This is a genomic window from Acidiphilium sp. 34-64-41, from assembly GCF_002282635.1.
GTDB lineage: Bacteria > Pseudomonadota > Alphaproteobacteria > Acetobacterales > Acetobacteraceae > Acidiphilium > Acidiphilium rubrum.
The window spans coordinates 32,471-53,190 of record NZ_NCJX01000029.1 but is presented as its reverse complement, the minus strand read 5'-3'; the positions used below and the strand labels follow the sequence as shown (position 1 = coordinate 53,190).

Annotated in this window: 20 protein-coding genes; 12 read left to right on the top strand and 8 right to left on the bottom strand. The window is 63.9% G+C overall.

What is annotated here, in order from left to right:
- Positions 1-36: 36 nt before the first annotated feature.
- The 4 genes from B7X49_RS08290 to B7X49_RS08275 form a co-directional block, all read right to left on the bottom strand.
- Positions 37-855 (bottom strand): class I SAM-dependent methyltransferase, encoded by an 819-nt coding sequence (locus B7X49_RS08290; RefSeq protein WP_286703265.1) that lies wholly within the window; start codon positions 853-855, stop codon positions 37-39.
- 10 nt (positions 856-865) lie between these two features.
- Positions 866-1,369: a phasin family protein gene (locus tag B7X49_RS08285; RefSeq protein ID WP_286703264.1), complete on the bottom strand. Its 504-nt coding sequence runs from the start codon at positions 1,367-1,369 to the stop codon at positions 866-868.
- Positions 1,370-1,539: 170 nt separating this feature from the next.
- Entirely contained in the window at positions 1,540-2,460 is a 921-nt protein-coding gene (locus tag B7X49_RS08280) for a YihY/virulence factor BrkB family protein (RefSeq protein ID WP_286703263.1), read from the bottom strand.
- A gap of 276 nt (positions 2,461-2,736) precedes the next feature.
- Positions 2,737-4,773 carry a thioredoxin domain-containing protein gene (locus B7X49_RS08275; RefSeq protein WP_286703262.1) on the bottom strand — a complete coding sequence of 679 codons (2,037 nt, stop codon included), beginning with the start codon at positions 4,771-4,773 and terminating at the stop codon, positions 2,737-2,739.
- A 334-nt stretch (positions 4,774-5,107) separates the two neighbouring features.
- On the opposite strand from B7X49_RS08275, the gene B7X49_RS08270 reads away from it, so the two are divergent.
- The 11 genes from B7X49_RS08270 (at position 5,108) to B7X49_RS08220 (ending at position 14,284) form a co-directional block, all read left to right on the top strand.
- Positions 5,108-5,458, top strand: coding sequence for a ferredoxin (locus tag B7X49_RS08270; protein ID WP_029312386.1), 351 nt, complete (start codon positions 5,108-5,110; stop codon positions 5,456-5,458).
- Positions 5,455-6,744, top strand: a complete 1,290-nt coding sequence (gene mnmE, locus B7X49_RS08265; protein WP_286703261.1) for a tRNA uridine-5-carboxymethylaminomethyl(34) synthesis GTPase MnmE — start codon at positions 5,455-5,457, stop codon at positions 6,742-6,744. Before B7X49_RS08270 ends, mnmE begins: the two co-directional genes overlap by 4 nt.
- 30 nt (positions 6,745-6,774) lie before the next feature.
- The gene (gene mnmG / locus B7X49_RS08260; protein WP_286838960.1) at positions 6,775-8,490 is read left to right on the top strand and encodes a tRNA uridine-5-carboxymethylaminomethyl(34) synthesis enzyme MnmG; all 1,716 of its coding nucleotides are present in this window, start codon (positions 6,775-6,777) and stop codon (positions 8,488-8,490) included.
- Entirely contained in the window at positions 8,490-9,116 is a 627-nt protein-coding gene (gene rsmG / locus B7X49_RS08255) for a 16S rRNA (guanine(527)-N(7))-methyltransferase RsmG (protein WP_288005611.1), read from the top strand. The genes mnmG and rsmG overlap by 1 nt, the downstream gene beginning before the upstream one ends.
- The gene (locus B7X49_RS08250) at positions 9,106-9,903 is read left to right on the top strand and encodes a ParA family protein (protein WP_286703258.1); all 798 of its coding nucleotides are present in this window, start codon (positions 9,106-9,108) and stop codon (positions 9,901-9,903) included. Before rsmG ends, B7X49_RS08250 begins: the two co-directional genes overlap by 11 nt.
- Before the next feature lies 1 nt (position 9,904).
- Positions 9,905-10,717, top strand: coding sequence for a ParB/RepB/Spo0J family partition protein (locus B7X49_RS08245; protein ID WP_286838959.1), 813 nt, complete (start codon positions 9,905-9,907; stop codon positions 10,715-10,717).
- A gap of 121 nt (positions 10,718-10,838) precedes the next feature.
- Entirely contained in the window at positions 10,839-11,393 is a 555-nt protein-coding gene (locus B7X49_RS08240) for a type 1 glutamine amidotransferase domain-containing protein (protein ID WP_029312380.1), read from the top strand.
- Between the two features lie 70 nt (positions 11,394-11,463).
- Positions 11,464-11,919, top strand: a complete 456-nt coding sequence (locus tag B7X49_RS08235) for a DoxX family membrane protein (RefSeq protein ID WP_286703256.1) — start codon at positions 11,464-11,466, stop codon at positions 11,917-11,919.
- A gap of 270 nt (positions 11,920-12,189) precedes the next feature.
- Positions 12,190-12,636 (top strand): cupin domain-containing protein, encoded by a 447-nt coding sequence (locus B7X49_RS08230; RefSeq protein WP_286703255.1) that lies wholly within the window; start codon positions 12,190-12,192, stop codon positions 12,634-12,636.
- The gene (locus B7X49_RS08225; protein WP_286703254.1) at positions 12,633-13,538 is read left to right on the top strand and encodes an SMP-30/gluconolactonase/LRE family protein; all 906 of its coding nucleotides are present in this window, start codon (positions 12,633-12,635) and stop codon (positions 13,536-13,538) included. The genes B7X49_RS08230 and B7X49_RS08225 overlap by 4 nt, the downstream gene beginning before the upstream one ends.
- Positions 13,535-14,284 (top strand): VOC family protein, encoded by a 750-nt coding sequence (locus B7X49_RS08220; protein ID WP_286703253.1) that lies wholly within the window; start codon positions 13,535-13,537, stop codon positions 14,282-14,284. The genes B7X49_RS08225 and B7X49_RS08220 overlap by 4 nt, the downstream gene beginning before the upstream one ends.
- Before the next feature lie 135 nt (positions 14,285-14,419).
- Here B7X49_RS08220 and B7X49_RS08215 read toward each other — a convergent pair whose 3' ends face one another.
- Together B7X49_RS08215 and pcp are read right to left on the bottom strand one after the other, a co-directional pair.
- Positions 14,420-15,988, bottom strand: a complete 1,569-nt coding sequence (locus B7X49_RS08215; protein WP_286703252.1) for a GMC oxidoreductase — start codon at positions 15,986-15,988, stop codon at positions 14,420-14,422.
- Positions 15,989-16,596: 608 nt separating this feature from the next.
- Positions 16,597-17,241 carry a pyroglutamyl-peptidase I gene (gene pcp / locus B7X49_RS08210; RefSeq protein ID WP_286703251.1) on the bottom strand — a complete coding sequence of 215 codons (645 nt, stop codon included), beginning with the start codon at positions 17,239-17,241 and terminating at the stop codon, positions 16,597-16,599.
- A gap of 45 nt (positions 17,242-17,286) precedes the next feature.
- On the opposite strand from pcp, the gene B7X49_RS08205 reads away from it, so the two are divergent.
- Positions 17,287-18,189 carry a hypothetical protein gene (locus B7X49_RS08205; protein ID WP_286703250.1) on the top strand — a complete coding sequence of 301 codons (903 nt, stop codon included), beginning with the start codon at positions 17,287-17,289 and terminating at the stop codon, positions 18,187-18,189.
- Between the two features lie 144 nt (positions 18,190-18,333).
- On the opposite strand, the gene B7X49_RS08200 is transcribed toward B7X49_RS08205, so the two are convergent.
- The gene (locus B7X49_RS08200; RefSeq protein ID WP_286838955.1) at positions 18,334-19,368 is read right to left on the bottom strand and encodes an MDR family oxidoreductase; all 1,035 of its coding nucleotides are present in this window, start codon (positions 19,366-19,368) and stop codon (positions 18,334-18,336) included.
- A 62-nt stretch (positions 19,369-19,430) separates the two neighbouring features.
- Positions 19,431-20,720: an adenylosuccinate synthase gene (locus B7X49_RS08195; RefSeq protein ID WP_286703248.1), complete on the bottom strand. Its 1,290-nt coding sequence runs from the start codon at positions 20,718-20,720 to the stop codon at positions 19,431-19,433.

Here is a 20,720-nt window from a genome sequence, read left to right as displayed (position 1 = left end):
TGTTTCGTGAACAAAACGGCGGGCTTGAACGGATATTTACAAAAACCGGGTCTGAACCAGGCATGGCAACTGATTGCGCAGAAACGGCGCCGCCGTCACGAACTCATCGAGGCCCGGAGGCATCCCCCGTGGCATGCGGTAGGGCTGCATCACGATCGGGCCGATCTCCGCGCACCAGCGCCGCATGGTCGGCTCGATGTCATCACGCGCGATCCCCCAGGGCATCCGGGGCAGGCGATACGCCATGGTCTGGTGCAGCCCGCGCAATGTGAGCCGCGACAGCCAGGGCGGAATCGTATCGAACACCAAGCCGGCCCCGGCCAACCCCGCCGCCATCGCGCCGAACAGCCGGCCGACGGCTTCGGGCTCCAGATACATCAACAACCCCTGCGCCACGACAAACACCGGTCCGGTGGTATCGACGGCGGCGATCCAGCCCGGATCGAGCGCATTCATCGCCAGATGACGAAACCGCTCGGTCGGCGGCAGAAACAATTCCCGCAGCCGGATCGCCTCAGGCAGATCGACCGAAAGCCAGCGCATCCGGCCATTATCGACCCGCCGCGACTGGGTTTCCAACCCTTCGCCCAGCGAAACCACGAGCCCGTCCGGATGAGCCTCGAGCCATTGCACAACACAGCGATCGATTTGCGCGGCCCGGCCCGCGAGCGCCCCACCCGGCACACCGAAATGGCCGGCGAAATCATAATCCAACCCCTCCATGATCCGGACACTGTCAGGATCGGCGAGCACCCTATCCGCCCGCCGGGCTTCGGTCGCCCGATGATACAGCGACCAGAGCATGGTCTCCGGCACATCATTCAGGCCCGGCGCATGCCTCGTTGCCGCGCTCACGATGCGTCTCTCACCGGCGCAGCCGCGCCGCGTTTTCGGTCGCGGTCCGGTGAATCGGCGCCATCGCAGCCCCCTGCACCTCCAGCGAGCGCAGGCACATCGCCTCCGATTGCGCGGTCATCCGCCCGAACCACGAGATCGCGCCATCCGCCTGCGCCGCCATGAGCGCCGCCGGAGAACGGCTCGTCCAGATCGCCATCACGGTGTCGGCGGCATGGGTGGTCTCATCGGCCAGATACCGCGAAACCCTCTCGCCGATCCGCATGGAGCCGGTGAACAGGACCGATCCTGAATCGGAAAACGCCTGGGTCTTTTCCGGCACCATCCGCGCGAATTCGTCATGATCCGCGAGCACGGGATTGAGCATCGCAAACCAACCGAGCGTCACTCGCCGGAACACGACCTCCGCGGCCGCGACGCTGAGTTCCCTCGTCTGCGCGGCGTTTTTTCCCGAGATCGATGCAAACGCGGTCAATGCCGGTACCCTGCCGATGCCAAGTGCGATATTTTTCATTTATCCAAGCTCCATCAATATTATGTTGCAGTGCAATATATCTGAATGAACAGTCTGAATATACAATAAAGACGTGGTCGTCGTATTAAATTCATAATATAATTGGCTGTAATTCAAGGCCACTAATATCGGCAAATCGGCATCGGAAACCGAGCGCCCGGTGCCATGAGTCACCCCGGCGTCCCTGGCGAATGACCGTTCCGGGTACGCAATCCGGCTTGACGTTCCGCCTCGGCGTTCATCTCGGCACCGAGCAACACGAGATAAATCGAGGACCATAGCCACGACAGAAACACCATCACGGCGCTCAGGGAGCCATAGATCCTGTTGTAATCACCAAAATTCGAGATATAGACATAAATCAGCAGCGTCCCGATGGCCCAGAGCGCCGAGGCCACGCCAGCACCCGGTGACGTCCATCGCCAGCGGGGTGCCGTGCGGTCCGGACCAAAATGATAGAGCAACGCCAGCAGTCCGGCCATGAATAAAAGCAGAGCCAGGCACCCGGCGATCAACATGATCCATCGAAGAACCGGATCGATCCGCGCGTCGATTGCCACAATGCTCATCGCGCCGACCAGCGTAAGCGCGACCACCCCACCGCCGACGAACCCCAGCGCGGTCAGGGTGAGCCGCATGACACCCCGCCGTTCGGTCTCGCCATAGGCTATATCCAGCGCCGCGATCATCCCGCCCATGCCGCGGCACGCCGTGTACACAGCGATGAAAATCCCCAGCAAGGCACCCAAACCAAGAGTGCGCGGATTTGTGGCAACGATCATGCGCAAGTGCTGATCGATCGTCGCTCGCGCCGAGGGCGCCAGCAACCCGGAAATTGCGTTGGCCTGCCGTTCGATCTGATGGGGGTTGGCAAGCAATCCATAGACGGAAATCAGCGACGCAACGCCGGGTGCCAGCGCCATGATGACATAAAATGTCACCCCGCCGGCGACCAGGGCAATATTTTTGGCATTGCTCCGTCGCCATGCAAGCAGCAGGATCGCCGTCCAACCTCGCGCCGAAATGTCCTGCGGCGAGGCGGGCCGGTCGCCGTGCTGGGTCGGGTCGCAGCCGGATCGCTCTATCGCCATCGCCCGATGTCCCACGCCTTGCATAGTAGCGCGTTATGCTTTCAGCTTAACGCTCCATCTCTATATTTTATCAGTCGATCTCAAGCGATTAGATTGCCGCTGGCGCGTCAACTTAATCGCATTTTGCTCTAGACGACCAAGCCGGAGCACCGATAGACTCGGAGATTACGTACGGCCCCCCCCCTCGCCGCACCGTAAGGTACCGAAATCGGAGCGACCGGCGCTCAATCTGAAAATATCCTGGTATTCTTCGCAAACGCGGAGTGGTTCTGGCCGTCACGCGGGTCGCCGCCCGATCGCCTCCCGCAACGCCGCCGCGTCATGCACTGGCAAGCTGCAAACCTGCCCCCGGCACACGAACGCCGCCGGCGCGCCGCTGGTCTTGCCATGCGCCGGATGATCGATCGGCAAATCCGCTGAGGTGCCCACCGGCACAATCACCACTGCTGGATCAAACCCTGCCCGCGCCGCCTTGTGCAATGCGCCGAACCGCGCATCATCCCGCGCACCGGTCAGCACCACCACAATCGCCTCCTCCAGCAGCGCGGCCGCCGCCAGAATCGTCGGATACGCCGGCAGATTACGCCGCTCGCCGGCATGCGCACTGATCAGCGCCGCCGCAGCATCGCGATAGCCGGGTTTGCCGGTCAGGTGATACAGCCGCGCATAAGCCTCCGCCATCAGCCCCGCGCCGGCCGGCGTCGCGTTGTCGGTCGCGGCCCGCGGCCGCATACCGCCCGGCAGATCCACCGCATCGTCCGCACTGGCGTAAAACCCGCCGGCGCCATCGCCGAAATGATCTGCGGTCAGCGCAATCAGCCGCTCCGCCCGCGCCAGATACAAGCCATCGCCGGTCGCCTCATAAAGCCCGATCATTGCCCGCAGCATCCCGGCCTGGTCATCGAGCAACCCCGCCGCCGAAACCGCGCCGCGCCGATACGCATGATCGAACCGCCCATCCGGCCGCCCCAGCAACGCCACCACCGCCCCGAACACCCGCACCGCCAGCGCCAGCCACTCATCCCGGCCGAACACAGCGCTCGCATGAATCAAAGCGGCAATCGTCAGCCCGTTCCAATCGGCCAGAATCTTGTCATCCCACCCCGGCCGTACCCGCTGGTCACGGGCCACAAGCAACCGGTCCCGCAACACTGCCAGGTCCCGCTCAACCGCCGCGTCCTCCGGATGCGTCGCCCGGGTCAGAATGATATGCCCCTCCCAATTCCCCGCCGCAGGGCAGGGGTAATGGTCGGTGAAACGCGCGAAATCATCGCCCAGCACCGAGGCAATCTCATCGCGCGTCCACACATAGAACTTACCCTCCACCCCCTCGGAATCGGCGTCCTCGGATGCAGCGAACGCCATCGCGCCATCCGGCGCCGCATCGTGGCGGGCGAACATGTCGCGGGTCAGCCACGTCACGATCTCAGCCGCCCGCGCCGCCAGCAGCAAATCAGGCTCCGCAGCCTGCGCGAACGCGAGTAGATCAAGGATCTGCGCATTGTCGTACAGCATCTTTTCGAAATGCGGCACCAGCCAGGCCTCATCCGTCGCATAGCGCGCGAACCCGCCGCCGACATGATCGTAAATGCCGCCCTGCGCCATCCGCGCCAGCATCAACGCCACCGCCGCACCCGCCTCATGCCGGCCGGTGCGGGCATATTCGCTCCATAAAAACCGAAAAATCGGTGGATTCGGAAATTTCGGCGCACCCCGCAACCCGCCATCCTCCCAATCCACCATAGCGACGAACCGCTCCGCGACATGATCCAAGTCGGCCGGTGCCACCCGCCCACCCGCCGCCGGCTCCGCCTGATGCGCCACCCGCCGCATCAACGCCGCACCGCTGACAAGCAACTTCTCCCGATCCTTGTCCCACGCCTCCGCCACGCCCGCCAACACCTGCCGAAACGAGGGCCGGCCCCAACGCGGCTCCGGTGGAAAATACGTCCCGCCGAAAATCGGCGCGCCATCCGGCGTCAGGATCATCGTCAGCGGCCAGCCACCCTGCTCGCCCATCGCCTGCAACGCACCCATATAAATACTGTCGATATCCGGCCGCTCCTCGCGGTCGATCTTGATGTTGATATACCGCTCGTTCATCAAAGCCGCCGTCTCGATATTCTCGAAACTCTCATGCGCCATCACATGACACCAATGACAGGCCGCATACCCGATCGACAACAGAATCGGCTTGCCCTCCTCACGCGCCCGCGCCAACGTCGCCGGCAACCACATCTGCCAATGCACCGGATTGTCGGCATGTTGCAGTAAGTAAGGCGACGAAGCAGCGGCAAGCGTATTGCTGGTCATGTGTCCACGGACTTTCCGATGTTGGATGGTATCTGGTAGGGTACGGTTGTGTTGGGGATGGTAAGCAAGCAAGGCGGGGGGGCTTTGCCCCCTCGACCCCCACTAAGGGCGGAGCCCTTAGAACCCGCTAGTTTTAGGCAAGGGGAGGGCGCTGCCTCGGTGGTTCCGCTGGTCTGACCTGGGCAGCCCTCCCCTTGCCTAAAACTAATGGATTTTAAAGGCTCCGCCTTTAACGGGGTCCAGGGGCAGAGCCCCTGGCCTTGCTTGCTTACCGTCCCCACCACGTCCGACCCCTAATAGATAGCAGCCAACACCGAAAGCGCGAGTGCACATGATGACCGATGACGCGATCCAGCCGGCTTATTTTAGTCACCATGTGTTTGTATGTGGCAACCATCGTCCGCCGGGTCATCCGCGGGGATCGTGTGGCGAGAAGGGTTCGGAGAAGCTGCGCGATTACATGAAGGTGCGGGCGAAGGAGTTGGGTTTGGCGGGGGTTCGGATCAATGCGGCGGGGTGTCTCGACCGTTGCGAGCATGGTCCGGTGCTGGTGATTTATCCGCGTGGCACCTGGTATCGTGTGGCGGACACGGTGGCGGTGGACCGTGTGTTGACCGAGGATATTCGTGATGGAAGGCCGATTCCCGAATTGATGTTGCCGGCCGAGGTGGCGCCGGCGAAATGACCGATGTGATTTTCGCGACCGCCAGTGGTGTTGGTGGTGCGATCGCGGTGGTGCGGCTGAGTGGTGCGGGGATTGATCCGATCGTGCGGGCGCTGAGCGGTACGTTGCCAGCGCCGCGCCGGGCCAGTGTGCGCCGCTTTCACGATGGTGAGGGCCGACTGATCGATCAGGGATTGCTCATCCGGTTTCCTGGGCCCGCGAGTGTCACCGGCGAGGATTATGCGGAGTTGCACACGCACGGCGGCCGTGCGGTCGCTGCGGCGCTGACCGCGACGTTGATCGCCCTGGGCGCGCGACCGGCGGAACCGGGTGAGTTTTCACGGCGCGCGTTCGGCAACGGCAAGCTTGATCTGTTGCAGGCGGAGGGTGTCGCCGATCTGATCGGTGCGGAGACCGAGGCGCAGCGGGTTCTGGCGCTCGATCAGGCCGGTGGTGCGATGAGTGAGGCGATCGGTGCCTGGCGGGGGCGATTGGTCGGGTTGATGGCGCGGCAAGCGGCGCTGATCGATTTCGCCGATGAGGATCTACCGCCAGATGTCGAAGCGGCGATGTTGGCGGATATCGATGCGTTGCACCTTGATGTCATGGCCGCGATCGGCGCGGGTGTGGCGGCCGAGCGGTTGCGCGAGGGGGTCGATATCGTCGTGCTTGGCGCGCCGAACGCGGGGAAATCGACGCTGGTGAATGTGCTGGCGGGCGAGGATGTGGCGATCGTTTCCGATACGCCGGGCACCACGCGTGATGCGATCGGGGTGCGGCTGGACCTTGGCGGTGTGCCGGTACGGCTGGTCGACACGGCCGGCCTGCGCGAGGCGGCGGATGCGATCGAGGCGGAGGGCATCCACCGGGCGGAGGCGCATGCGCGGCGGGCGGATTTTCTGATCCTGTGCGCAGCGGCGCCCGATTTCGTGGTGCCGGCGGCGCCAGCGGGCGTGCCGGCGTTGATCGTCGCGACCAAGGCCGATCTGGCTGGTGCGTGTCCCGATGGTGCCTTGGCGGTGAGTGCGCAAACCGGGGCAGGGGTGGCGGCGCTGGTTGCCGCGCTGACTGAGCATGTGGCCGCGCTGGTGGCGCGCGGCGCTGGCCCTGCATTGCCGCGACCGCGCCAGATCGCCTGCCTGCGCGACATGGCGGCGGCGCTGGAGCGGGCGATGGCGGTTGCCGAACCCGAGTTGCGTGCGGCCGATTTGCAGGCGGCCGCCGATGCGCTGGCCAGGCTAGTCGGGGTAATCGGGGTCGAGGATGTGCTGGATCAGGTGTTTTCCAGCTTCTGCATCGGCAAATGATGCTATAGGGCCGGCATGAGCGTAAATCATATGAACTTCGATGTTGTGGTGATCGGTGGCGGGCATGCGGGCTGCGAGGCAGCGGCGGCTTCGGCGCGCGTCGGGGCGCGGACGGCGCTGCTGACGCATCGGGCCGATCGAATCGGCGAGATGTCGTGCAACCCGGCGATCGGCGGCATCGGCAAGGGGCATCTGGTCCGTGAGATCGATGCGCTGGACGGGTTGATGGGCCGCGCGGCGGATGCTGCCTGCATTCATTTCAAGATGCTCAACCGCACCAAGGGACCGGCCGTGTGGGGGCCGCGCGCGCAGGCGGATCGGGCGCTGTACCGCGCGGCGATGCAGGGCATGATCGCGGCGCAGGATGATCTGACCGTGCTGGAAGGTGAAGCGGCTGATCTCGAAATCGGGCCGGATGGCGCGTTGCGCGCGGTGATCACGGGTTCGGGCCAGCGGCTTGCGTGTCGTGCCGCGGTGCTGACGGCGGGGACGTTTTTGCGCGGTATGCTGCATTTCGGCGAGCGGACCGAGGCGGGTGGCCGGGTCGGCGATGCCGCATCGAACGCGTTGGCGGTGCGGCTGCTGGCCCTCGGCCTGCCGCTCGGACGGTTGAAGACCGGCACGCCGGCGCGGCTGGATCGGGGTTCCATCGATTGGGATGGTCTGCCGGAGGATCAGGGCGAGGCGGCGCCGGTGCCGTTCAGCCTGATGACGCGCGCCGTAACCAATCCGCAGATTTCCTGCCGGATCAGCGAAACCACGGCGGCGACCCATGCAATCATTACCGCCAACCTGCACCGCTCGGCGGTGTATGGCGGTCGAACCGAAGGGGTCGGGCCGCGCTATTGTCCATCGATCGAGGACAAGGTGGTGCGGTTTGCCGATAAATCGCGCCACCAGGTGTTTTTGGAGCCTGAGGGGCTTGATGACGCCACGGTGTATCCGAACGGCATTTCCACCAGCCTGCCGGTCGAGGTGCAGGAGGCGTTCATTCACACCATGCCGGGCCTGGAGCGGGCGGTGTTGTTGCGGGCGGGTTATGCGGTGGAATATGACTATGTTGACCCGCGCGCGCTCGATCATGCGCTGGCGGTGCGCGCACTGCCGGGGTTGTATCTGGCCGGGCAGATCAATGGCACGACGGGGTATGAAGAGGCTGGGGCACAGGGGATTCTGGCCGGAATCAACGGCGCGCGGCGGGCCGGCGGCATGGATGCGGTGACCGTGGGGCGGGCCGAAGGGTATATCGGCGTGATGATCGATGATCTGGTGATGCGGGGCGTGACCGAGCCATACCGGATGTTCACGTCACGCGCGGAGCATCGGTTGAGTTTGCGAGCGGATAACGCGGATTTGCGGCTGACGCCGTTGGGGGTTGGCTGGGGGTGCGTCGGGACCGCGCGGCAGGCGGCGTTTGCGGGGCTGCGGGCCGCGGTCGATCGGACGCGGCGTGGCGAAGCGGCAGGGGCTGCGGCGGCGGGGATTGTTGCGGCGGATCGGCTGTATGCCGGCTATTTGGATCGGCAGGCCGGCGAGATCCGTGCGCGCGCGAAGGATGAGGCGGTAAGTATCCCGCCGGCGTTCGATTATCGGTCGGTCGGCGGGTTGTCGGCCGAATTGGTTGGGCGATTGGAGCGGGTGCGGCCGGCGTCGCTGGGGGCTGCGGGGCGGCTGGAGGGCATGACACCAGCGGCGATGGGGGCGATTTTCGCCGCCCTCCGCAAATCGCCTGCGCTGGCAGCTTGATGCTGATGGAAGAGGATAAAAAGGTCCGTTCTGGGCCCTTTGTTTCACGTGAAACAAATGAACCACTTCGGACCTATTCGGCGTCGATCAAAAAATGGACCAGCAAGATCAATCTAATCGCCCCCAAGGATGCGACTGATGAGGCGATCTGGGAGCGGCATATTCTTGATTCACGACAGATCTTGCCACTGATTCCGGCCGGGGTGACGCACGCGATCGATCTGGGGTCGGGTGCTGGGTTGCCTGGCATGGTGGTCGCGATCGAGCGGCCGGATATTCATGTGACGATGATCGAAGCGGATCGCCGCAAGGCTGCGTTTTTGCAGACCGTGGTGGCGGCGCTGGGTTTGAGTGCGACCGTACTGCCGGAGCGGATCGAGGCGGCGGTGGTTGCGCCGGCCGCGTTGGTGATGGCGCGCGCGCTGGCGCCGCTGCCCGATTTGCTGACGTATGCGATGCCATTGCTGGCACCGGGGGGGGTTTGTTTGTTCATGAAGGGGCGCAATGCTGAAGCGGAGATTGCGGCGGCGGCGGCCGATTGGCGGGTGGCGGTGGAGCGATTTGCCAGCCAGACGGACCCTGAGGCCATGATTCTTCGCATTTCCGAGGTACGCCGTGCAGGCTAAAATTATTGCCATCGCTAATCAGAAGGGCGGCGTCGGCAAGACCACCACGGCGATCAATCTGGCCACCGCGCTGGCGGCCAGTGGTGAGCGGGTGTTGCTGATCGACATGGACCCGCAGGGCAACGCCAGCACCGGCTTTGGTATTGCGGCCGACGAGCGTGGACTTGGTAGTTATGCGCTGCTGACAGGGGAGGCGCCCGCCGCTTCGCTGGTGTTGCCGACCGAGGTGCCGGGTCTGCTCATGATTCCCGCGACCGAGGATTTGATCGGCGCCGATCTGGAATTTGCGCAGGTCGGTTCGCGAGAACGCCTGATCGAACGGGCTTTGGCCGAACCAGGGCTGGTCGGACAATTTGGTTATGTGTTTATCGATTGCCCACCCGGCCTGGGCCTGCTTACATTGAACGCTCTGGTTGCAGCGTCCTCGGTGTTGATTCCGTTGCAATGCGAATTCTTTGCGCTGGAAGGGATAAGTCAGTTGATGCGAACGATCAATCTGGTACGCCGCACGCTTAATCCGCGCCTGGCACTGGAAGGGGTGGTGCTCACCATGTTCGATCGGCGGAACAATCTGGGGCAGGCGGTGGCGGATGATGTGCGTGCCTATTTCAAGGCGGATGTGTTCGAGACCGCGATTCCACGCAGCATCCGTGTGACTGAATCGCCCAGCCACGGCAAGCCAGTGCTGCTGTATGATTATCGCTCGCCGGGGGCGCAGGCCTATGTGAGCCTTGCGGTGGAGTTTTTGCGACGGCAGACATTGCCGGCCGGCTTGGGGGCGGCGTGATATGGGTTTGAAGGAACAGCCGCGCAGACTGGGTAAGGGTCTGGCCGCGTTGATGGGTGACACGACGATGGATGCAGGCATTGGACCCACCGAAGGGGCGCGGCATCTGGCGATTGCCAGTCTGCACCCAGGCCCGTTTCAGCCGCGCCGGGCGATGGATGAGGATGCGCTGGAAGAACTCGCCGCCTCGCTCAAATCGCGCGGGGTGTTGCAGCCGTTGCTGGTGCGGTCGTTTCCGGGGCAGGCGGGGCAGTATCAGATTATTGCCGGGGAACGGCGTTGGCGCGCGGCACAGCGGGCCGGGTTGCATGAATTGCAACGCCAGGACCTCGACCCGATCGAGGAGGCAGAGGGCTATCAGCGGTTGCTCGATGAGTTCGGCATGATCCAGGAAGATCTGGCGACCGCGGTGGCCAAATCGCGGCCGCATATTACGAACATGCTGCGTCTGTTGAACCTGCCGAGCGATGTGCAGGCGTCGCTGCGGTCAGGCGATCTAAGCTCGGGCCATGCGCGCGCGCTGATGCAGCACCCGGACCCGCAGGCCGGGGCGCGGACGATTATTGCAAACCGTTTGACCGTGCGCCAGGCAGAAGCGATGGTCGCTGCGGCGCTGACACCCAAACCGGCGCCCCCCGCGCCGCTGGCGCCGGATGTGAATTCAGTGACGCGCATGCTGGAGCGTGAGTTGATTGAGATCCTCGGGCTGCGCGTACGGATCAGGTTCAACGGTAAAAGCGGTTCGGTGAACCTTGCTTATGAAAATCTGGGCCAGTTGGATGGCATTCTGGCATTGCTACGCGGGCATCAGTAGGTATAACGCACTGCACCCAACCGCAGGGTGAACAATCGGACATTTCGCAGATCGGCGCTTGCATCTGGCGCATGTGGTTCTGACCTTGAGAAGCCTATCGTTTCTGGAAAGGGAGAGTCGCATGACACTCGAATCAATGAAAGTCGCCATCCTCGCATCGGATCGGTTTGAACTCGCGGAACTCGAATCACCGATGAAGGCCCTCAAGGCCGCCGGGGCGCATGTGTTTGTCGTCGCACCGCATCATGGTGAGATCGTCGGCATGAACCACAACGATGTGGGCCACAGCGTCAAAGTCGATCGTAGCCTTGCTGATACCAAAGCCGATGAATTCGACGCGCTATTGCTGCCGGGTGGCGTCGCCAACCCCGATGAGTTGCGCACCATGCCGCGCGCCGTCGCGTTCGTGAAGCATTTTGCCGATACGCAGAAACCGATCGGGGTGATCTGCCACGGCTCGTGGACGCTGATCGAGGCGGATTCGGTCAAGGACCGGCACATGACGTCCTGGCCGTCGCTGCAGACCGATCTGCTCAACGCCGGGGCACGCTGGGTCGATCAGGAAGTCGTGGTCGATCATAATCTGGTCTCTTCGCGCAAACCCGATGATCTGCCAGCCTTCAACAAAGCCTTCATCACATTGCTGCAACACCAACCGGTGCGCCGCGCGGCGTGATCAGGTACCGCCTTGTCCGGCATGATCGGGGCGACCATATCCCGGTCGTGTCGGGACAAGGTGCAAGCTAATGCTGATCACTCTGGCGGTGCGCTACCTGCTGGTCATGCTGTTTTTTCCGTTCAGCGCGCTCGATAAAATCATCAACTTCCGCGGCGCGGTCGCTCAAGCCACACAGGTCTTTACCGCACCGCTGCTCGCCACCGGCTCGATCCTGGTGGGTCTGTTCATCGAAATCGTTATGTCGATCGGCGTGCTGACCGGTATCGCAGATCGGCTCGCAGCACTGATCCTGGCACTCTACTGCATGGCAACCGCCGCCCTGTTCAAGCAGTTCTGGAAACCCGGCGATTTCTGGCACGCCGGTACCAGCCACGGGCGCGATCTGCTCTGGGATTTCCTGAAAAACTTTTCGCTCGCCGGCGGCTTCCTGCTGATCACCTTCGGCACCACAATCCATGGCACCAGCGCCCTGTTCACACACCCGCTCGGCTCCACCCACCCGTATCTGCCACAACGGCCCTGAGCCGATGGTGGGTGGGGGTGGGGGTTGGGGTGAAGAAGGCCAGGGGGCTCTGCCCCCTGGACCCCCGTTAAAGGCGGAGCCTTTAAAATCCACTAGTTTTAGGCAAGGGGAGGGCGCTGCCTCGCACTTGTCACGTGTATTGCCTGGACAGCCCTCCCCTTGCCTAAAACTAAGGGGTTCTAAGGGCTCCGCCCTTAGCGGGGTCGAGGGGCAGAGCCCCTCGCCTTCCTTACTTCAGCCGCACCCCCACCTACCATCGGAGCAGATCGGATGACGGACGAGACGCCGCGTGTGCCGTATTGGCATTTATGGACCGATGGTGAGGGGGTCAGTCATCAGACGCGGTGTGCAATGACGGATTTTGTCATGAAGGCGATGGGGGCTGGGGCGGCGCCGCAGTGGCAGGGCAGCCGGATGCATGGCGGGATGACGGTGATGGTGACGGTGCAGCCGGTGGGCTGGGTGGGTGAGTGGCATGAGAATCCGAGGCCGCAGTGGATTATTCCGTTATCGGGGCGGTGGTTTGTCGAATCGATGGATGGGACGAGGGTGGAGATGGGGCCGGGCGAGGTTTCGTTTGGCGAGGATCAGAATACGCGGGAGGCTGAGGGGCGACAGGGGCACAGATCGGGCACGATCGGGGATGAGCCGGCGGTGTTGATGGTGGTGCAGTTCGATGCGGCGCCGACGATCGGGCAGGTGTGCCGGTTTGCATGAGGGTGTTCGAGGTGATCGACCCGCGGTTCGGCCGTTATGTTTTGTCGAATGCGGAGCTGGAGGTTTTGGCGGACGGGTTTCGGTGGATCGAGGGGTTGGTGTGGGTTGGCGATGCGGATTGCCTGTTGTTTCAGGACCTGCCGCGCAACCGGACGATGCGGTGGAGTGAGGATCAGGGTGTGTCGGTGTATCGGGCACCCTCGGATTACGCGAACGGACAGACGCGGGACCGGCAGGGGCGGTTGGTTGCGTGTTCGCATCAGGGGCGGTGTTTATATCGGACCGAGCATGACGGGCATGTGGTGCGGTTGGTGGGGCATCATGCCGGGCGGCGATTGAATGCACCGAACGATGTTGTCGTGAAGTCGGATGGGACGATCTGGTTCACCGACCCGTTGTATGGGTTGTTGACCGATTACGAGGGTGGGCGGCAGAGTTCCGAGCAGGGACCGGCGGTGTATCGGTTCGATCCGGACCGTGGCGAGATTACGGTGGTGGCGGATGATTTCGAGGGGCCGAACGGCCTGGCGTTCTCGCCTGATGAGCGGTTGTTGTATGTCAGTGAGACGGGGGACCAGACGAAGCCGGAGCCGCGGCAGTTCATTTGGGTGTTCGAGGTTGGCGGGGATGGGCGGACGCTGCGGGGTGGTGGCGTTTTTCACAAGGTGATGCCGGGTTATGCCGATGGGTTCAGGGTGGATGAAGACGGCAATGTGTGGAGCAGTGCCGCGGATGGGGTGCATTGCATTGCGCCGGATGGGGTGTTGCTGGGGAAGGTTTTGATCCCGCATCGGGTTTCAAACGTGACGTTCGGGGGGTTGCACAAGAACCGGCTGTTCATTGGCGGGTCGCGGGTTTTGTATGCGGTGTTCCTGAATACGCGCGGGGTGCAGGCGCCGTGATTGCGGGTGTGGTGCTGATGGCGCGGGATGTGGCGGGGCTTGCGGACTTCTATTGTGCGGGGCTGGGGTTTCACCGAATTGGTGATGGCGGGCCGCTTGCGTTGGGGGTGCAGCGGGTGGTGTTGGAGGCGGCGACCGGGGTGGATTATCCGCGCCCGTGGGCGAGCAATGATCCGTGGTTTCAGCATATGGCGATCGTTGTGGATGATATGGCGGCGGCGCATCGGCGGGTGTTGGCGGCGGGCGCGATTGCGGTTTCGCTCGGCGGGCCGCAGGTGCTGCCGGCATCATCGGGCGGGGTGACGGCGTGGAAGTTTCGTGATCCGGAGGGGCATCCGCTGGAGTTGTTGGCGTTTCCGGCGGGTGGTGCGCCGGCGTGCTGGCGGGGTGAGGGCGCGTTGTTTCGCGGGATCGATCATACGGCGATCGTGGTGGCGGATACGGCGCGGAGTGAGGCGTTTTATCGGCGGTTGGGGTTTGAGCGGTCCGGGGGATCGGTGAATGTCGGGGCGGCGCAGGCGGCGCTTGATGGGTTGGAGGCACCGGAGGTGGTGGTGACGGCACTTTCGGTGCCGGGACAGGCGGCACCGCATCTGGAGTTGTTGGAGTATCGGGCGCCGCCGGGGGTTGGTGCGGGGCGTTGGGCTTTGGGGGATGTGGTGGCGACGCGGGTTTTGGTGGCGGGCGTTGATGGGGTCGTGCGTGATCCGGATGGGCATTTTGTAGATGACGGGAAGGCAAGGTAAGGGTTCTTTTTTGTAAAAAAGAACCAAAAAACTTCCCGTCATTTAGACGGTGCTGTTAAAGATCCCGTGACCCAAATTAAAAAAAGTTTTTTGGTTCTTTTTTACAAAAAAGAACTGCTTCCTCCCCAACCTATCCTACGGATCGATCCTCTGCTTGATATGATCCGCCACCCGCAGCGCGTTGGCGATGATGGTGAGGGTGGGGTTTACCGCGCCGATCGAGGGGAAGAAGCTGGCGTCGGTGACGTAGAGGTTGTCGATTTCGTGGGTTTTGCAGTTGAGGTCGAGCACTGATTGCGTGGGGTCGGTGCCGAAGCGCAGTGTGCCGGCCTGGTGGGCGGTGCCGCCGAGGGGGATGTTTTTGCCGAGGTAGAGTGAGCGGTCGAGCATGGCGAGGTTGGGGCCGGCCTTGCTCATTGCGGCTTCGAGCTTTTTTTTCAGGCGGTGGTGGGCTTCCATGTTGTTCGGCTCGAGATCGAGGAAGACACGGCCGTCGTTGGCGAGGGTGATGCGGTTTTCGCTGCGGGGCAGGTCTTCCGAGGAGAGCCAGAAATCCATCGAGTGGCGGGCCATGGTTTCGAACGGCATTTCGGGCAGGAAGCTCAACCATGAGGGCAGGGATTCGCCGCGGATCTGGTCGGCGTGGGAGGTTGCGCACATCTGGATCAGGCCGAGCGGATAATCCCAGTCATCCGTGCCGAAATAAAAATCGCTCACGGCGAGGGTCTTCTGGAACACGGTGTCGTTGGGTTCGCGCAGCAGCGCCATCAGGACCGATTGGTTGTGGCGCATGTAGTTGCGGCCCACCTGGTCCGAGCCGTTGGCAAGGCCGGTCGGGTGGGCATCGTTCGCCGAGCGGAGCAGCAGCAGGGCCGAACTCAGCGCGCCGCACGCAGTGACCACGATATCCGCCTCATAGCGCTCATGCGCGCCTTCGCGGATGACGTTGACGCCGGTGATGCTGCGGCCCCGGGCATCGGTCTCCAGGGTTTCGGCATAGGCGTTGGTCAGCAGCGTGACGTTCGGGTGCAGCGCCAGCGTCGGGTCGATGCACATGACCTGCGCATCCGCCTTGCCGTTCAGCAGGCAGGGATAACCATCGAACGCATCGCAGCGGATGCAGGTGCTGGTGGGGGTGGGCTTGCCGTCGCGTTCGTCGAGCAGGATGCCCAGCGGCAGATGGAACGGGTGCAGGCCATCGCGCGTGAAACTGGCGGACAATTCCTCGATCCGCGCTTCGTGGCTGACCGGCGGATGCGGGAAATCGCCGCTCGACCAAGGCTCGTTCGGGTCCTCGCCACGCTTGCCGTGGACATGGAACAGGCGCTCCGCCTCGGCGTAATACGACTCGAACACATCGTATTTGACCGGCCATTCGGGCGATATGCCGTCCTTGTGGACGATGGTTTCGAAATCGCGCTCGCGCAGTCGGAACAGGGCGGCACCGTAGACCTTCGAGTTGCCGCCGACGAAATAATGCAGGCCGGGTTGGAACTTGTCGCCCTTGCGGTTGTGCCAGGTCTCCTTGGTCTGGTACGCGCCATCGACGAATACCGTCTGCGAATCCCAGTTTTTCTGGCTGCGCGGCAGATAGTCGCCACGCTCGATGATCAGAATGCGCTTGCCGGTCGGCGCCAGACGCTGCGCCAGCGACGCCCCACCCGGCCCCGATCCGATAACAATAACGTCATACCGCTCACTCACCACGAACCTCCATGCCTGTGGATTGGGTGTCTGACGGATGGGGTGGGGCTGGTGGAAAAGAAGAAGGCGAGGGGCTCTGCCCCTCGACCCCGTTAAAGGCGGAGCCTTTAAAATCCACTAGTTTTAGGCAAGGGGAGGGCGACAAACGCCAGATCAGTTGAACCACCGAGGCAGCGCCCTCCCCTTGCCTAAAACTAAAGGGTTCTAAGGGCTCTGCCCTTAGCGGGGGTCCAGGGGGCAGAGCCCCTTGGCCTTTCTTCTTTCCACCAGCCCCATCCCATCCGCCAGACATGCGATCACAGGTAGGGTGGCGTTTGGGGATATGCGACAATTTCATGGCGGGTTCACACAAACGGGACTTCCAATACGCTATAGAGGGCATATCTCTTGCGTAGGCTGTTAGAGCAGCTGTGGAATTCGGCATGGGCGTGTGTGCTTGTGTCGTTCGATATCCGGCCCTTACCGGCCGGATGGGGACCTTCGGGTCCCAACGTCTCCCAGACGTGAAGCCTCCCTGTTAACTTGCCCCGCCGGTTTACCGGCGGGGCATTTTTTTGTCCCCAGGGTGACGTAGAGGGATGTAGCCAATGGTGTGGTGCCGGGCAATCTCATGAGACGGTGCCGCCGGTGATTCGCCGGTCGGTGTTGCATTCGAGACACGTTTTTATGATCAGGCTGGCGGCGCGGTGGAGGGTTGTGAGGTCGAGCGCGGGGGCGCCGGCTTGGGCGGCGGGCATGGTCGGCAGGTAGGGGATGTGGATGAAGCCGGCGCGCATGGTGGGGTAGCGGGTGGTGGCGAGGTGCATTGTGGTGAAGGCGGCGGCGTTGCAGACGTAGGTGCCGGCGGTTTGGGAGATGTGGGCATCGATGCCTGCGGCGTGCAGGGCGGCCATGGCGGCTTTGATCGGCAGGGTGGCGAAGTAGGCGGCGGGGGCGTTGGGGAGGACGGGTTCGTCGATCGGGGCGTTGCCTTCGTTGTCGGGGATGCGGGCGTCGATGATGTTGAGGGCGACGCGTTCGAGGCTGATGCCCTGGCGGTTGCCGGCGAGGCCGAAGCTGATGGTGATGGCGGGCTGGTGGGTTTCGAGGGCGGTTTGCAGCGTGTGGTGGAGCGGGGCGAAGGCGCAGGGCAGGATGAGCGGGATGAGGGTGGCACCGGGCGGTGGGGTGGTGGCCAGGGAATCGACCAGGAGGGCGGAGGGGTTGATGGTGTCGCCGTCGAACGGTTCGAAGCCGGTGATGAGGATGCGCATGGCCAGAGTATAGGAGGGGTTGGCGGTGGCTGCGAAGGGGGGATGATGCGCTGGTATTTTGCACTTGATGAGGCTGGGGCGCGTGGTGAGGCGGGGGCGTTGGCGCAGTTGGCGGTGATGTCGTCGCGGTTGTGTCCGGGGTTGGAGCCGCGCCTGTTGTATTATGGGGCGCGGGGTGAGTGCACGCGGTGGATGGAAGAGCGGGGGGTGATGGTGATCGATGCGGTGCCGCCCTGCAGCGATGCGATGGCGGCGGCGACGGCGCGGGGGAGTTTTCGGGCGCATTCGGCGGGGCATTGGTTGCGGCTGGCGATTCCCGTGGTCGATCGGGATGCGGGGTTCGTGCTGTATACGGATTGCGATGTGGTGTTTCTGCGACCGATCGATTTCGGTGCGATCCGGCCGCGCTTGTTTGCGGCGGCGCCGGAGTTTGCGCCGGATGCCTGGAATTATTTCAATGCGGGGGTGATGGTGATGAACCTTCCGGCGATGCGGGCGGCGCAGGCGGGGTTCGAGGCGGTGATCAACGCCAGGCTGGATGAGGATCGCGGGGCGCAGTTCGATGACCAGGTGGCGCTCAACGAGTCGTTTCGGGGGTATTGGGACCGGCTGGACCCGGGGCTGAACGCCAAGCCTTACTGGCCCTATGATCCGCATGCCGGGATTTTGCATTTTCATGGGCCGAAGCTGGGCGGGATCGGCGCGATAGCGGCGGGGGAGTGGAACTGGGACGATCCGGTGGCGCGGGGCATCGGGGCGCTGTGTGCGGCGCATGTGCCGCGCTATGTGGCGTGGCTGAGTGATCTGGCCGAGCGGTTTCAGGTGATCGACATGGCGTGGGCGGTTCGGTTGCATCAGCTGGCCGGGCGGTTGGCGGCGTATGGGCGGCGGCATGATGGGGCGGGGCATGATGTGTCGCTGCTGGGTTTTCGGATGTTCGAAAACTGACGTGCTGCATTGCACAAATTTAAGTTTTCAGGCGCGAAGGACCGCGCTATATCGATTAACAGCAACGGCGGCTCTGTCGTCGTCTGCTTTCTTGGACGTTTCCTCCCTAAACTTGGCGGCACGAAAGTGCCGCTTTTTTTTTGCCTATAGGGCGACGACGATGCGGCCGCGGACCTGGCCGGTGGTGATCGCAAGGGCGACGACGATGCGGCCGCGGACCTGGCCGGTGGTGATCGCATCGGCGGCGGCAGGGATGCCTGCGAGGCCGATGGTGGTGGTGATGGCCTCGAGGGTTGCGAGGTCGAGTTCGGTGGCGAGGCGGGCCCAGGCGGTTTCGCGTTTGGCGCGGGGTGCCATAACGGAATCGATGCCGGTGAGGGTGACGCCGCGCAGGATGAAGGGCAGGACGGTGGTTGGCAGGTCGCTGCCCTGGGCGAGGCCGCAGGCGGCGACGACGCCGTTGTAGCGCGTCTGGGCGAGGGCGTTGGCGAGGGTGTGGCTGCCGACCGAGTCGATCACGCCGGCCCAGCGTTCCTTGGCGAAGGGTTTGCCAGGGGCGGCGAGGGTTGCGGCATCGATGATGTCGGCCGCGCCGAGGGTTTTCAGGTAGGCGGCTTCGGATGCGGCGCGGCGTGAGGAGGCGAGGACGCGGAAGCCGGCGCGGGCGAGCAATGCCACCGCGATCGAGCCGACGCCTCCGGCCGCACCGGTGACCAGGATATCGCCGTTTGCCGGGGTGAGGCCGCCGGCCTCGAGTGCCATGACGCATAGCATGGCGGTGTAGCCGGCGGTGCCGATCGCCATGGTCTGGGCGGCGCTGAGGCCGGCCGGGCGGTGGATCAGCCAGTCGCCGTTGACGCGGGCGCGGGCGGCGAACCCGCCGTGGTGGGTTTCACCGACGCCGAAGCCGTTCAGCAGGACCGCGTCACCCGCGGTGAAGCGTGGGTGGGTGGATTGGGTGACGGTGCCGGCGAAATCGATGCCGGGGATCAACGGGAAGCGCCGGGCGATCGGGGCGCGGCCGGTGACGGCCAGGCCGTCCTTGTAGTTGACGGTGGAGTGGCTGATGGCGACGGTGACGTCGCCGTCCATCAGATCGGCTTCGGTGATGGTGGCGGGTTCGCAGATCTGGCCCGTTTCGGTCTTGCGGATGACGAGGGCTTGGAAGGCGTCGGTCATGGTGGTCTCCCGAAAATGGAAGGGACTCCCTGCTTTCCGGTGAAAAGCGGGGTGTGGTTTGCCTAGTCGGCGAACGGGTCCTGCATGAGAATGGTGTCGTCACGCTCCGGGCTGGTCGAGAGCAGGGTGACGGGGCATTCGACCAGTTCTTCGATGCGGCGGACGTATTTGATCGCCTGGGCGGGGAGTTCGGCGTAGGAGCGGGCGCCGCGGGTCGAGCCGGTCCAGCCTTCGATGGTCTCATAGATCGGCTGGGCCTTGGCCTGAGCGGCGGCGCCGGGCGGGAAATGTTTGAATTCGACGCCGTCGATCAGGTAGCCGACACCGATTTGCAGGGTTTCCATGCCATCGAGCACGTCGAGCTTGGTCAGGGCGAGGCCGGTGATGCCGCCGACTTTCACGGCCTGGCGGACCAGAGCGGCATCGAACCAGCCGCAGCGGCGCGGGCGGCCGGTGACGACGCCGAATTCATGGCCGCGCTCGCCGAGCAGGCGGCCGGTTTCATCGAGCAACTCGGTCGGGAACGGGCCGGAGCCGACGCGGGTGCAATAGGCCTTGGCGATGCCGAGGACGCGGCCGATCGCATCCGGGCCGATGCCCGAACCAGCAGCGGCTTGGCCGGCGACGGTGTTGGACGAGGTGACGAACGGGTAGGTGCCGTGATCGACATCGAGCATGACGGCCTGCGCGCCTTCGAACAGGATGCGCGCGCCGGATTTGCGGGCGGCGGCGAGGCGTTCCCAGACCGGTTCGGCAAAGGGCAGGATCTGCGGTGCGAGGGCGAGCAGCTGGTCGCGCAGGGCGGCTTTTTCGAACGTGGCGGCGCCGAGGCCGGCGAGCAAGGTGTTGTGGTGGAGCAGAAGCTCATCGAGCCGCCAGTCGAGCGTTTCGGGCTCCGCGAGATCGCAGACGCGGATGGCGCGGCGGGCGACTTTATCCTCATACGCGGGGCCGATGCCGCGGCCGGTGGTGCCGATCTTGCGGTCGCCGCGGGCGGTTTCACGCGCGGCATCGATCGCGGCGTGGACCGGCAGGATCAGGGGGGCGTTGTCGGCGATGCGGAGGGTTTCGGGCGAGATTGTCAGGCCCTGGTCGCGCATGCGGGTGATTTCGGCCAGCAAGGCGACCGGGTCGATCACCACGCCGTTGCCGATGATACCGAGCTTGCCGCGCACCAGACCCGACGGCAGCAGCGAGAGCTTGTAGGTCTGGTTGCCGACCACCAGCGTGTGGCCCGCATTGTGGCCACCCTGGAAGCGGACGACGATGTCGGCGCGAGAGGCGAGCCAGTCGACCACCTTGCCCTTGCCCTCGTCGCCCCATTGCGCGCCGATGATGGTGACATTTGCCAT